The sequence below is a fragment of the Novosphingobium sp. GV079 genome, assembly GCF_003058045.1.
Lineage (GTDB): Bacteria > Pseudomonadota > Alphaproteobacteria > Sphingomonadales > Sphingomonadaceae > Novosphingobium > Novosphingobium capsulatum.
In genome coordinates, this window is the sequence record NZ_QBUE01000004.1 from 314201 (window position 1) to 326712 (window position 12512).

The following is a 12512-nucleotide window of genomic DNA, read 5'->3' on the forward strand; positions in this document are numbered from 1 at the left end:
CCCACCGCACGAAGGGGAATCCCCATGCGTCCCACCATCAAATTGAAGCTGGCGGCCACGTTTGCCGTCCTCATCATCGTCATGGCCGGCGTGATCGGGCTTTCGATCAGCCGCCTCAGCACCCTCAATTCCGCTATTTCCGATGTGATTGCCGGCCCGGTCGTGCGCCTCAACACCGCACAGGAACTGGTGATCGAGGTAAACCGCCTGTTGCGCCGTGAAAAGAACATGGCGCTGACCAGCGATCTTGATCTGACCGCCAAGTTCAACACCGAATCCGATGCCAACGTGACCAAGATCGAGGACATCCTGGTCAGGGGCAGCCAGCAGGCAAGCGAAGAAGGCAAGCCCTATTGGGCCAAGCTCACGCAGCAGTGGCAAGTGCTCAAGGAAGCCAACCGCCGCATGCGCGCCGCCGCGATGGAAAACCGCAACGAAGAGGCTGGCCGGATCTCGATCACGGATTCCCGTTCGGCCGCGACCACCATGGAAGGCACGCTGGAACAGCTGGTGGAAATCCAGCAAACGCAGATGAAAAAGGCCGATAACGATACTAACGAGCTTTACGCAACAGCGCGCTCCCTACTGCTGGTTTCTGGCGCTGTAGCATTGATCATCGCCTTGCTGGGCGCCTATTGGATCGGGCGCGTGGTGTCGCGCGGGCTGGCCAAGATCACCGGCGTGGTCGATGCCGTGGCAGTGGGCGATCTTGACGTCAGCATCACGGCCGACAGCGACGACGAGATTGCCGACCTGATCGCGCTGGTCAACCAGATGACCGCCAATCTGCGCAAGACCGCTGACCTTGCCGACACGATCGCCAATGGCGATCTGACGGTGAACCATGTCGCGCTGTCCGAGCGCGACAAGTTGGGCCTGGCACTGATCGCCATGGTCGACCGTCTGCGCGATGTGGTGTCCGATGCCAGCGCCGCGTCGGAAAACGTCTCTGCCGGCAGCCAGCAGCTTGCCGCCAGCTCGGAGCAGGTCTCGCAAGGGGCGACCGAACAGGCCGCCGCCGCCGAGCAGGCCTCTGCCTCGATGGAAGAGATGGCTGCCAACATCAAGCAGAACGCCGACAACGCTGCCCAGACCGAGAAGATCGCGCGCCAATCGTCCAAGGACGCCGAACAATCGGGCGTGGTCGTCAACCGTGCGGTCGATGCCATGCGCACGATCGCGGAAAAGATCGGCATCGTCCAGGAAATCGCCCGGCAGACCGATCTGCTCGCGCTCAACGCCGCAGTCGAAGCGGCGCGGGCCGGCGAGCATGGCAAGGGCTTTGCCGTAGTGGCCAGCGAAGTGCGCAAGCTGGCTGAACGCAGCCAGACGGCGGCGTCGGAAATCGGCGCGGTGTCGTCCGACACGGTCAAGGCCGCGACGGAGGCGGGTGAAATGCTCACGCGCCTGGTGCCCGATATCCGCCGCACCGCCGAGCTGATCAGCGAGATCAGCGCCGCCTGCCGCGAACAGGATATCGGCGCCGCGCAGATCAACGAGGCGATCCAGCAGCTTGACCAGGTGACCCAGCAGAACGCCGGAGCCTCGGAAGAGATTTCCGCTACCTCGGAAGAACTCGCCGCCCAGGCCGAAGAGCTGCAAGCCAGCATCTCGTACTTCCGCGTCGATGCCCATGCCCGCGCCGGGGGCCAGGGCACTGCCCCTGCCGCCCGGCCCAAGCCGGTCGCGGCCAAGCCGGCCAAGGCTGCCAAATCGGCGACAAAGCCGGGCAAGCCCGCCCGCAAGGCCGCACGTCCTGGCTCGATCGGCGATCAGCAGGCTCGCCTCAAGGGTTTTGCCATCGACATGTCAGCCGGCGCAGCGGACGACGATGACGCCGATTTCGGTCAGGCCGCCGCATGACCGCCCCCCGCCCCTTGGCCGATGCGCCCACCCGCGATGATCTTCAGGTCGTGACGTTCGGCCTGGGGCGGGAAGTGTTCGCCGTGCCGGTCGTGCTCGTGCGCGAAATCCTGGACTACCAGGTGCCCAGCCACGTGCCCGGCGGGCCGGCGCATTTCCTGGGCCTGACGGACGTGCGCGGCCAGGGCGTGCCCACGGTAGACTTTCGCCGCCGCCTTGGCCTGCCGGCAGTCGAGCCGACACTGGCCACGCGCATCATCATTCTCGACGTGCCGCTGCCAGATCGCACCCTGCCGCTGGGCGTGGTGATCGACCGTGTCCTGGCGGTGAGCACCCTGTCTGGCGCGCGCATCGAGCCTGCGCCTGATATCGGCACGGCCTGGCGCGGTGAATTTGTCGATGGCGTGGTGCGCGAGGCCGAAGGGTTCGTGGTGATCCTGGATGTAGCGCGCATCTTTGGCAGCGAAGACACCGTGCTGCTGCCGGCGGAGGTTTGAACCTGTGGCCACACCTGCCCCTGCCCAAATCCCGCAAAACGCCGCGATCGTGGGCGACGGCATCACGCCGCGCACGTTCAAGCATTTGTCCGCCTTCATCTATGATCAGTGCGGCATCCGCATGCCGGCCGCCAAGCAGACCATGGTGGAAGGCCGGCTACGCCGCCGCGCCCGTGCGCTCCACTTCGAAAAGCTGGAAGAATATTGCCGCTTCGTCTTGGGTGAAGGCGCCGGCAGCGACGAGGTGGTGCATCTGATCAATGCCGTCACCACCAACAAGACCGATTTCTTTCGCGAACCGCGCCATTTCGAACGCCTGACGCAGAACATCCTGCCCGGTTTTGCGGCCAAGCGCCGCCAACTGGTGCGCGCCTGGAGTGCGGCCTGCTCCACCGGGGCCGAACCCTACACCCTGGCCATGGTCATGGACGATTTTGCGCAAGCCAACGGCGGGCCCGATTACGCGATCCTCGCCACTGATCTTGATACCAACGTGCTCGCCACCGCCCAGAAGGGCATCTATCCGCGCGAGATGATGGAGCCGGTGCCGGCCCTGCTGCGCCAACGCTATGTCGGGATGGGCCAGGGGGCCAGAGCGAACGAGGCACGCATCCACCCTGGGTTGCGCGCCAAGGTCGGCTTTGCCCAGCTCAACCTGATGGAGCCAGCCTATGCCATCGGCCATCAGGTTGACCTGATCTTTTGCCGCAACGTGCTGATCTATTTCGACAAGCCGACCCAGAAAAAGGTGGTGTCGCGCCTGGTCGAATGCCTGGCGCCGGGCGGATACCTGTTCGTGGGCCATTCGGAATCGATCGCCGGCTTCGATCTGCCGCTCGATTCTGTCGGCAATACCATATTCCAGAGGAGATAGACCGATGCCGGCCCCCAAGATCCGCGTCCTGGTCATCGACGACAGCGCCAGCGTGCGCCAGACCATGAAAGCCATCCTGGAAGAAGATCCCGAACTGGAAGTGGTGGCGACGGCAGCCGATCCCTTTGCTGCCGCCCGCCACATCCACGAACAGGTGCCCGACGTGATCACGCTCGACGTGGAAATGCCGCGCATGGATGGCATCACCTTTCTGCGCAAGCTGATGCAGCAATGCCCCGTGCCGGTGGTGATGTGCTCGTCGCTGACCGAGGAAGGCTCGGATACGCTGCTCGAAGCCATGCATGCGGGCGCAGTCGACGTGATCCTGAAACCGCGCGTGGGCGTGGCCGATCACCTTTCCGAAAGCCGGCTGATGATCCGCGACACGGTCAAGGCAGCCGCGCGGGCCAAGGTGCGTGGCGGCCGCCGCTCTGCCGCAGCCAGCGCGCCGCCCTCGCTCCATCCCCAGCCCAAGCTGACCGCCGATGCCGTGTTGCCGCCACCACCGGTGCGCGCCGTGGGCAGCAAGGCGATGAGCCGCACCACCGAAATGGTGGTGTGCATCGGCGCTTCCACCGGCGGCACCGAAGCCTTGCGCGAAGTGCTGGAAGCGCTGCCCGCCAATTCGCCCGGCATCGTCATCGTCCAGCACATGCCCGAACATTTCACCCGCGCCTTTGCCCGCCGGCTCGATGGCCTGTGCGAGGTATCGGTGAAGGAGGCCGAAGACGGCGACACCGTGATGCGCGGCCATGTGCTGATCGCGCCGGGCGGCAAGCATACGCTGCTCGAACGCCAGGGCGCGCGCTACCTTGTCTCGGTGCGCGACGGGCCACTGGTCAGCCGGCATCGTCCCTCGGTCGATGTGCTGTTCCGCTCCGCCGCGCGCTGCGCGGGATCGAATGCAGTGGGGATCATCATGACCGGCATGGGCGACGATGGCGCGCGGGGGCTGCTAGAAATGAAGGAGGCCGGCGCGCGCACTATCGCCCAGGACGAAGCCACCTCCATCGTGTTCGGCATGCCCAAGGAAGCGATCGCGCGCGGCGCCGCCGATCGCATCGTGCCGCTTGGCGCGATCGCCCAGGAACTGTTGCAGGCTACGGCCCGCTAAGGAACGCCGCGATGCAACCCGAACCGCTGATGCCGCCCATGGCAGATACCCCGCCGCCGCCGGCCGATGCCGCGCTCACCGCGCCATTGCGCCTGCGCCTCGCGGATATCCTGCATGGTCTCGACGATCATTTCACCCGCATCGGCACCACGCTGGAGCGGACGGTAGAGGCTATTTCGGCCGTGGTTGGCACCCTCGGCCAGATCAGCGCCGCCCTGGGCGATGGCGATGGTTCGGGCGCGGTGGGAAACCTCACCCGCGCGGCCAAGCGGCTTTACAGCGTGGCCGATCAGGCCGCCCGTCGGGCCGACCAGGTGGGCCACATCCGCGCCGTATCGGCCCGCCTCACCGCGCAGATTCATGATCTGCAACGCACGCTCGATGCGCTCAAGATCTATGGCATGAACGTCAAGATTGCTGCGGGTGGCGCGCGCGACTTTGTCGATTTCGCCGATCTCATGGCGCAGAAACTGGACATGGGCAAAGCCGACGCCGCCGGCTTCGACGGGCGTCTGGCCGAGCTGGAAGCCGGCCTTGCCAGCATGCTGCGATCGGATTCGCGGCTGGTCAACGAATGCGCGCGCGTGGTGCCACAGGTGCCAGACCGCCTGATCCGCGATGCCGGCGCGCTGGCCAGTCACCAGGATGGCCTGGCCGCGATGGCGCGCACAACCGGAGAGATCGCCGCGACGATCCAGGCCAAGGTCGCGACCGTGCTGGGCGCCATCCAGATCGGCGATATTGCCCGCCAGCGGTTGGAACATGTGCTGGCCGGATGCGAGATGCTCGACGCGCACCTGGGCGGGCGCCCGCCCGGCTCCCCCGCCGAAGAGGCGGCCTGCCACCATGTGCTGGCCCTGCTGCACGCCCAGCTTGAAGAAACCGCCATCGATTTCCGCCGCGAGACGCTGGTGCTTGTTGGATCTCTGCACGATCTTGAGCCTGAGGCCAACCGCCTGCTGGCGTTGCAGGCCCCCGCCGCGCCGGCCGATCACGATCCCGCGCAGCAGCATGCCGGCGAAGCAGCGTTCCTGCGCGAGCTGGAGAGCGGAATTGCCGAAGCCACCGCCATGATCGCGCAACTGCAAGAGGCAGATGCCCAGGCCGAACAGACGCTGGGCCTGATCATCGCCACCGTGGCTGACCTCATAGCCCGTGCCGCCGCAATCCGTCACTTGCGCGTCGACGTGCAACTGATGGCGATCAATATCGGCCTGTCCTGCCGGCGGGTTGAAGCGATCGGACGGCCGATGACGGTCATCGCCAACGAAATCCGCAGCCACGCCGAAACGCTGGACGGTGCGGTCACGCATATCAACGCTGCCGCCAGCGATCTCGACGGATGCTCGGCCGCGATGCGCGGCACAGACCGTTCCGGCGAGGTCGGCACTGGCGACGAACTGGCGCTTTCGTTGGCGATGATCCGCCAAGGCGCGCAGCGCACGGAACAGGCCATCGCCGTGGCCAGCCAGCAGAGCGACACCATCGCCACCATGCTGCGCAAGACGCGGGACGAACTGGAAGTGAGCCTGGACCTGGCCAAGACGATCGAGGCGATCGCGGTGCGCACCGCCGACCTTGCCGGCAGTGGTAACAGCGATGATCCCGCCGCCCATGCTGCGATCGCCGCGCTAATGAACGCGCTGGGACAGATCTATACCATGGCGAGCGAACGCGTGGTGCACGATCGCTTTCTCCTGCACGGGATGGCTCCACTCGCCAACAGCCAGCCCACGTCCGGCTTTGGCCCCGGTGACGCCCAAGACGACGATGACGACGCCTTGTTCGACGACGCGCTGTTCTGATCTGCGGCGGCGGCGAATGCGACGCAGGCAGCACCCGTGCTGGACCTGCGCGCCTGCCTGCCTATAGTCTGCGGCATATGAGCCAAGTCGCGATCCCGCCAACGCCTGTCACAGCCTGTGGCCCTTCTCGCGGCAGACCGCGTCAGTTCGATCCCGATGCAGCCTTGCTGGCCGCTCTGCACGTGTTCTGGACACGCGGCTACGATGGCGCTTCGTTGTCTGACCTGACGGAGGCGATGGGGATCACCCGGCCCAGCCTCTATGCCTGTTTTGGTAATAAAGAATCCTTGTTTCGCAAGGCCTTGGACCTTTACGAGCGGGACAAGCTGGCGTTCATGACCCAAGCGCTTTTGGCGCCGACCGCGCGCGGCGTGGCGGCGGCCATGCTACGCGATGCCCTGGCAATGTTGACCACCAGCGAGGGCGGGCGGGCGTGCTTTGGCGTGATGCACGCAGTCGCTTCCTCCACCTACGACGAATCGATGCGGCAAGAGGTGATTACCCGCCGCGCCGCCTATGAGCAGGCGCTGCTTGCACGGTTCGAGCGGGCCGAGGCGGAGGGCGATTTTCCCGGATACACCGCGCAGGCGCTGTGCGCTTATTGCCTGTGCCTGTTGAGCGGAATGAGCGTCCAAGCCGGTTCAGGTGCTGATTTTGCGCGCCTTCATACGATCGTCGAAACCGCCTTGGCACTCTGGCCGGGGCGTTGAGCAACGCCCAGCGTTTGCGATACCGAGCGGTATATAAACTTGTTGACGCGGCATCTGCGGGTTTCTATACCAATTGGTATTGAAAGTCGCGGGGCCAGCCGGCTTCTCCCCCCATTGGCCGGCATCCCCCCATCCCCATGGTCCCTCGCGGGCTTTCTTTATTCGACGCGTCCCCCGCGCGTCGGCAAAGGGCGGCCGGGCAACAGGCTTTTTCGTAAAGCAGCCCGGCCGGGCCTGGCCCCGGTTTCGTCGATGCGCGTGCGTGCCCGCTATTGCGCGTTGACGAAACCGGTTCCCTGCGAGTTAATTTGTACAGCAATACCGATTGCAGCTGTCGTTTTCCCCTAACTCATGTCAGTTTGTTGCAATTACTCGGCGTAGATCACCGTACCCCGTATCGCTACGGTATTGGTTGCCGAGCCTGCAATCTAAGGCTGATTTCGGTTATAACTGAACAGGTTCGGTCTGCCGAACCGGGATGGGCGAGATCAACGTGGCGCAACGCACCGTTCACATCGTGGATAGCGATGCCCTGCATCGTCGGGATCTGGCACAATTGATACGTCAGCAAGGGCTGGACTGTCATCCTTTTGCCGCGTCTGCCGATCTGGCAGACGCGCTGGGCTATCTTCCTGCCGGCTGCGTCCTGCTGGCCTGGCGCACGCCTCAGCCCCCTGCCCAAGCCACGCCCATCGCTGGCGAAGAGGAAGGCCCAGGCCCGATCGTGCGCGCGGTCCTTTCGCAACGGCCAGAGATGGCAGTCATCGTCATGGCCGTTTCCCCTACGATCCCGCAGGTGGTCCAGGCCCTGCGCGCCGGCGCCGTGGATTTCCTGGAAATGCCGGTTCAGGCCGATGCCTTGCGCCCGGTCCTCGAACACGGCTTTTCGATCCTGCCCGCTCGCGTCGCCAAGCAGCAGCGCGTGGGCCAGGCTACGGCCTTGACCACGCAACTGACCCCGCGCGAGCAGGAAGTGCTGCGGGGCGTGGTTGCCGGGCTGACCAACCGCGCAATTGCCGAACGGCTGCGGATCGGGGTACGCACAGTGGAAATGCACCGGGGCAACATCATGCAAAAGCTGCAAATGGACAATCTGGCTGCCCTGATCCGTTTCGCCGTGTTCACCGGCGTTCTGGATCAAGGGCTTGATGCAGCCTGAGGGTGGGGCCACCGTGCAGCATTGGCTCTATGCCAGCAACTGTGCCGTTGCGCCCGCCTGGGCCGGTCCGACCGTAGAGGCCCTGGTTGCCCACGCGGCGCTGCGCAATGCCGAATGCGGCCTCAGCGGCGCCCTGCTGTTTACCGGGCAGCATTTCATCCAAGCACTGGAAGGCCCCGCCACCGCACTGGCGCAGATGCGAAGCACGATCTGTGATGATGTGCGCCACACCCACATCATGACGCTGGCCGAAGGCACGCTGCCCCATCGCCGCTTCGATGGCTGGGCACTCGCCTATGCCGGGGCATCGGTCTATCTGGCCGACCAGGTTCGCACGGCCATGGCCGATGGCGCACCCGCGCTGCTTAGCCTGTTGCAGGCGTTTGCCAAGCCCCTGCCCGGCGCAAACCCCGGCTGCGGCCAGCATCGTGCGACGTGATCAACATTTGTTAACCCCGCAATCGCAATCTGCACGTAATCATTGAGCCCGCCTGCGCCGCAGGCGGTGCCATGTGGAGAGAGCGCCGGTGCCCCGAACGACGTTTCCGGCCGGTGCCGGCGCGGATGCCGCTGCCGGCGGGCCAGCACTGGCCGACCGCATCTATGCCGAACTCGTGCGCGGGCTCTATGCCACGCCATTGCAAGCGATCTACATGGCGGTGATCTTTGCCGCCTATCTCGCCCTGATGATCCACGACACCGGTGATCGCGTAATCATGGTACTGGGTGGCCTGGCGGCCTGTGCATGGACCACGCGGATCATCCTGGCGGTGCGCTTGCGTCACCGCGCCCTGACCGCCCTGCTCGACCGGCCCGCCGCGCGCCGGCTGGAACTGCTGTTCGCCGTGCCCTATGGCAGCTTTGCAGGGTTGCTCGGCCTGATCGGGGCGCGGGTGATCCACCTGGATCGTGGCGATGCGCGCGCCCTGACGATCTGCGTGCTTGTCGGGTTTTGTGCAGGCGTGGCGACCGGCGTTGGCGCCCGGCCGCGTCTTGCCTCGCTGTTCATGGCCCTGGCGATGACACCAACCCTGCTGCTCGCGCTGGCCGAGGCCCGCCCTTTGACGATCGGGCTGGCGTTTATCGCCACGGCTTTCGTGATCGGCGGGCGACAGTCGCTGCGCATGCGCCATGACATGGTCAAGGCTGAGATCGGCCATCGGCTGGTCTCGCTCTCGCTGGCCCGGCGCGACAACCTGACCGCCCTGCCCAATCGCCTCGCCCTGCGCGAGCATTTCGAGGCCAATGCTGCCGTCATGTCTCCGCACGGCCTCGTCGCCGTACATTATCTCGATCTCGATGGCTTCAAGCCAGTCAACGATGCCTATGGCCACGGCACTGGCGATCGCCTGCTGGAACAAGTGGCCAATCGGCTGCGCGGCGCGATCCGCAATGGCGATATCGTTGCGCGCCTGGGCGGCGATGAATTTGCCGTCGTGCAATTTGGCCTGTCACGCAGCGAAGAGGCCGGTCTTCTGGCGCAGCGCCTGCGCACCACGATCGCCGAACCGTTCGAGGTGGATGACCATGTCATCCTGATCTCCACCTGCGTGGGCAGCGTGGTGAGCGACAATCGCGCCGATCAGCTCGATGCGCTGCTGCAGGAGGCGGACGCGCGCCTGTACCAGGCCAAGCGCGAGCGCGGCGCCAATCGCCGCCGCGTCGCCTGAGGCTGCGTCAGATCTCGCTCAATTCGGCGACCAGGTCATAGGCATCGCCACGATAATAGCTGTGGGTGATTTCGATCACCCGGCCATCGGGCAGAAACGCCCGGCGTTCGATGAACAGGCACGGATCGCCGGCAGCGATGCCCAGTAGATCGGCCATCTCCGCCGGAAAGCCGATCGCGCGCACGCGCTGCAGCGCCCGCACCGGCCTGTGCCCAGCCTGTTGCAAGGCCGTGTAGAGCGAGTTCTCGACCGTCGCGACCGAAGGCAGGCCCCAACCCGGCACGGTGGCGCCTTCAAGCGCCATGGTCACGCCATCGGCGTAACGGATGCGCTGGAAGCGATAGACTTTCGAGCCCGGCGACAGGCCCAGCGATAGCGATTCCTCGGGCGTAACGAGGCCTTCGGAACGATCGATCCACTTGTTGCCGGGCTTGCGCCCGCGCGCCATCATGTCTTCCGAAAACGATGACAGCGCCGAAAAGCTCTTTTCCACGCGGCCGCTGCTGGCTTTCTGAAGGTTTTCCGAGACAAAGGTGCCCGCGCCCTGGCGCCTTTCCAGCAAGCCTTCTTCCACCAGGCCATCGATCGCCTTGCGGATCGTGACGCGCGACAGCCCGTATTCCTCGCAAAGGTCGCGCTCGCTGGGCAGAGCGGCGCCGGCGGCAAGGCGACGGCTGTCTACCGCGTGACGAATAAGCTTTTGCAGCCGCATGTAGCGTGGGCCGGCTTCGTTTTCCCGAAGCGCACCAATCTGATCAACGAAGGCCATGGCTCTCCTTTACGCCCAAGCACTACGCTGCCCGAGAACCGAGAACAACAGGGATTTTATCTGTATGGCAATGGTTATGGATTGAACTCACACCCGATCAAGGCACTGCGCAAGAATCGGGACGTTGTTCGAATGCATACCGGCGCGCGATTCTGTCGTCGGACCAGCGTGATGGCCGCATTTTTCGGTCCGATATGGAAAATTCATGTGTTCGCGTGGCTAATCCCAGATGTGTCGCTGAGCCTGCGCTTGCCTCATACCGCATATGCGCAATCGCGCCATCATGAAGGCGATACGCAGAACCGTGACAGTTGTTATCGCGTGCCCCAATCCGCTGATCGAGCGGAGCCTGACGATGGGACCTGCAGCGCAACCTACACATGCGCAAGCCAACCCTGTTTGCGGCAATTTCCGTTGTCACGTCGGGATATTCGGCAACATCGCTGGCTATCGCCAGGCCTGTGAACCTTACGCAAGCGCGCGGACATGCAGGCGCCCAAAGATCGTTAATGTCAGCGCAGGGATTGCTGCCGGAAAACCGGCCTCCTGCGTGCTGCAACGCGTCATGATCTGGCCCTGGCACCAGACAATGTCGGCGCCAGCGTGCCGTAGCGGTGGAAAACGCGCCGGCGAATGGACGCAAACCCATGGTTCTTCGTCTCTCCGCCGATTTACAGCGCGCAAATCAGGCGTTAGGCCCCACGCAGCATTTTGGAGAAACGCTACCATGAACACTACTGAACTTGTCGATGCCGTTGCCGCCAGCCAGGGCATTGCCAAGGCCGAGGTCCGCAAGACGGTCGACGCCGTTTTCGCCGCCATCGCCGAAGCCGCTGCCAAGGGTGAGGAAATCTCGCTGAACGCGTTCGGCAAGTTCAAGGTCAAGGACGTGCCGGCCCGCGAAGGCCGCAATCCCTCGACCGGCGAACCGATCCAGATCGCTGCGTCGCGCAAGCTCAGCTTCGCGCCGGCCAAGGCTCTCAAGGACAAGCTGAACGGCTAATCGCCGCTGCTGGCTTTTTCCCCTCGGAAAGGCGTTTCGTGGATTTCGACGACCAGATGCGCCGCTACTTCGGCGCTGCCGATCCTGCATCGGTAGCGCCAGCGGCACTGGCCACGGGCATGGAACGCCTTTCCGTGGATTTTGGCCTGGAGCGTGATCCCGGCCGGCGCTTTGCGATGTGGGCGTTGATGCACATCCTGGGCAATGCGCCCGATCTCGACGTGGCCTTTCCCGATCCTGCCGAGCGGGACGCTGCGCGCAACTTTATGGATATGCTGGACCAGCTCCAGGCGCAGGCCCCCACCGACCCCGGTTGAGCGCCGATCGCGCCGCGCAGGCTTTCCCAGCGACGCCGATCAGCTTCACGTGATCGTGACGATCTCCACCGCTTCGGCCTTGCCACCAAAGTCCACATATTCGCCCGCTTCGGCGCCCATGATCGCGCGCGCCAGCGGCGCGGAAAACGCCAGCAGGCCTGCCGCTGGGTCGGCCTCGTCGTCGCCGACGAGCGTGATCGTCCGCTCTCGGCCGCTATGCACCAGCGTGACGGTGGAGCCGAACTCCACCACGTCACCGGCCGGCGCAGGCATTACCTGGGCGGTGGCCAGGCGCGTACTCCAATAGCGCAGATCGCGGCGCGCGGCCTTGAGCGCCTCTTCGTCCTGCAGCGTGGCGATCAATGCCTCCACCTCTGCCACTCTGGCGCTCAATTGCGCCAGGCCACGCGCCGTTACCAGATTGGGCCCAGGCGGAATCGGCCGCTCGAACTTGGGTTCGAGATGCTCGTCATCACTTTCGCGGCGGAACGCAACGCTCATGCCTGGTCCTTGGTCAGCAGGGGTGGGTCTCCCCTCTTGCCCGCTTTGCGCGACAGAGCAAGAGCAGCCACCGCCCCACGAGCGCAGACCTGAAAAAGCCGGCGGGCAAAAGCAGCAAGCCTTGCCCGCCGGCAGCAGGGTGAAATAGAGTTGCAAGCGTCACAATGCCCTGCGCGCACCGAAAAGGCCAGAGGGGCCAGCAAGCCATTTCTCTGCGTGAAATGCTTGGC

Annotated in this window: 13 protein-coding genes; 11 read left to right on the plus strand and 2 right to left on the minus strand. The window is 64.8% G+C overall.

What is annotated here, in order from left to right:
• Positions 1-24 precede the first annotated feature (24 nt).
• The 9 genes from C8K14_RS07430 to C8K14_RS07470 all read left to right on the plus strand — a co-directional run bounded on the left by C8K14_RS07430 (position 25) and on the right by C8K14_RS07470 (position 9692).
• Entirely contained in the window at positions 25-1863 is a 1839-nt protein-coding gene (locus C8K14_RS07430; RefSeq protein ID WP_107716195.1) for a methyl-accepting chemotaxis protein, read from the plus strand.
• Positions 1860-2360, plus strand: a complete 501-nt coding sequence (locus C8K14_RS07435; RefSeq protein WP_107716196.1) for a chemotaxis protein CheW — start codon at positions 1860-1862, stop codon at positions 2358-2360. Before C8K14_RS07430 ends, C8K14_RS07435 begins: the two co-directional genes overlap by 4 nt.
• A 4-nt stretch (positions 2361-2364) precedes the next feature.
• Positions 2365-3234 carry a protein-glutamate O-methyltransferase CheR gene (locus C8K14_RS07440; protein WP_233250953.1) on the plus strand — a complete coding sequence of 290 codons (870 nt, stop codon included), beginning with the start codon at positions 2365-2367 and terminating at the stop codon, positions 3232-3234.
• Positions 3235-3238: 4 nt separating this feature from the next.
• Positions 3239-4348: a chemotaxis response regulator protein-glutamate methylesterase gene (locus C8K14_RS07445; protein ID WP_107716197.1), complete on the plus strand. Its 1110-nt coding sequence runs from the start codon at positions 3239-3241 to the stop codon at positions 4346-4348.
• An 11-nt stretch (positions 4349-4359) separates the two neighbouring features.
• Entirely contained in the window at positions 4360-6153 is a 1794-nt protein-coding gene (locus C8K14_RS07450) for a hypothetical protein (protein ID WP_107716198.1), read from the plus strand.
• Positions 6154-6230: 77 nt separating this feature from the next.
• The gene (locus C8K14_RS07455) at positions 6231-6863 is read left to right on the plus strand and encodes a TetR/AcrR family transcriptional regulator (RefSeq protein WP_107716199.1); all 633 of its coding nucleotides are present in this window, start codon (positions 6231-6233) and stop codon (positions 6861-6863) included.
• 478 nt (positions 6864-7341) lie between these two features.
• Entirely contained in the window at positions 7342-8022 is a 681-nt protein-coding gene (locus tag C8K14_RS07460) for a response regulator transcription factor (RefSeq protein WP_107716200.1), read from the plus strand.
• A complete protein-coding gene (locus tag C8K14_RS07465) occupies positions 8012-8461 on the plus strand; it encodes a BLUF domain-containing protein (protein ID WP_107716201.1) in 450 nt (149 codons plus the stop codon). The genes C8K14_RS07460 and C8K14_RS07465 overlap by 11 nt, the downstream gene beginning before the upstream one ends.
• Before the next feature lie 88 nt (positions 8462-8549).
• Positions 8550-9692 (plus strand): GGDEF domain-containing protein, encoded by a 1143-nt coding sequence (locus tag C8K14_RS07470; RefSeq protein WP_233250954.1) that lies wholly within the window; start codon positions 8550-8552, stop codon positions 9690-9692.
• Between the two features lie 7 nt (positions 9693-9699).
• On the opposite strand, the gene C8K14_RS07475 is transcribed toward C8K14_RS07470, so the two are convergent.
• Positions 9700-10461 carry a GntR family transcriptional regulator gene (locus C8K14_RS07475; RefSeq protein WP_022678509.1) on the minus strand — a complete coding sequence of 254 codons (762 nt, stop codon included), beginning with the start codon at positions 10459-10461 and terminating at the stop codon, positions 9700-9702.
• A gap of 589 nt (positions 10462-11050) precedes the next feature.
• Here C8K14_RS07475 and C8K14_RS07480 point away from each other — a divergent pair.
• Both C8K14_RS07480 and C8K14_RS07485 read left to right on the plus strand, forming a co-directional pair.
• A complete protein-coding gene (locus tag C8K14_RS07480) occupies positions 11051-11464 on the plus strand; it encodes an HU family DNA-binding protein (RefSeq protein WP_158271882.1) in 414 nt (137 codons plus the stop codon).
• 38 nt (positions 11465-11502) lie between these two features.
• Positions 11503-11781, plus strand: a complete 279-nt coding sequence (locus C8K14_RS07485; protein ID WP_107716202.1) for a hypothetical protein — start codon at positions 11503-11505, stop codon at positions 11779-11781.
• Between the two features lie 45 nt (positions 11782-11826).
• Here C8K14_RS07485 and C8K14_RS07490 read toward each other — a convergent pair whose 3' ends face one another.
• Complete coding sequence (locus C8K14_RS07490; RefSeq protein ID WP_107716203.1) at positions 11827-12282, minus strand: GreA/GreB family elongation factor; 456 nt, start codon at positions 12280-12282, stop codon at positions 11827-11829.
• Between the last annotated feature and the right edge of the window lie 230 nt (positions 12283-12512).

Excerpts from the sequence above, each read along its gene's own strand:
- C8K14_RS07490 (WP_107716203.1), bottom strand. The coding sequence starts at position 12,282 with ATGAGCGTTGCGTTCCGCCGCGAAAGTGATGACGAGCATCTCGAACCC.
- C8K14_RS07455 (WP_107716199.1), top strand. The coding sequence starts at position 6,231 with ATGAGCCAAGTCGCGATCCCGCCAACGCCTGTCACAGCCTGTGGCCCT.
- C8K14_RS07445 (WP_107716197.1), top strand. The coding sequence starts at position 3,239 with ATGCCGGCCCCCAAGATCCGCGTCCTGGTCATCGACGACAGCGCCAGC.
- C8K14_RS07450 (WP_107716198.1), top strand. The coding sequence starts at position 4,360 with ATGCAACCCGAACCGCTGATGCCGCCCATGGCAGATACCCCGCCGCCG.
- C8K14_RS07465 (WP_107716201.1), top strand. The coding sequence starts at position 8,012 with ATGCAGCCTGAGGGTGGGGCCACCGTGCAGCATTGGCTCTATGCCAGC.
- C8K14_RS07480 (WP_158271882.1), top strand. The coding sequence starts at position 11,051 with ATGTCGGCGCCAGCGTGCCGTAGCGGTGGAAAACGCGCCGGCGAATGG.
- C8K14_RS07475 (WP_022678509.1), bottom strand. The coding sequence starts at position 10,461 with ATGGCCTTCGTTGATCAGATTGGTGCGCTTCGGGAAAACGAAGCCGGC.
- C8K14_RS07435 (WP_107716196.1), top strand. The coding sequence starts at position 1,860 with ATGACCGCCCCCCGCCCCTTGGCCGATGCGCCCACCCGCGATGATCTT.
- C8K14_RS07460 (WP_107716200.1), top strand. The coding sequence starts at position 7,342 with ATGGGCGAGATCAACGTGGCGCAACGCACCGTTCACATCGTGGATAGC.
- C8K14_RS07430 (WP_107716195.1), top strand. The coding sequence starts at position 25 with ATGCGTCCCACCATCAAATTGAAGCTGGCGGCCACGTTTGCCGTCCTC.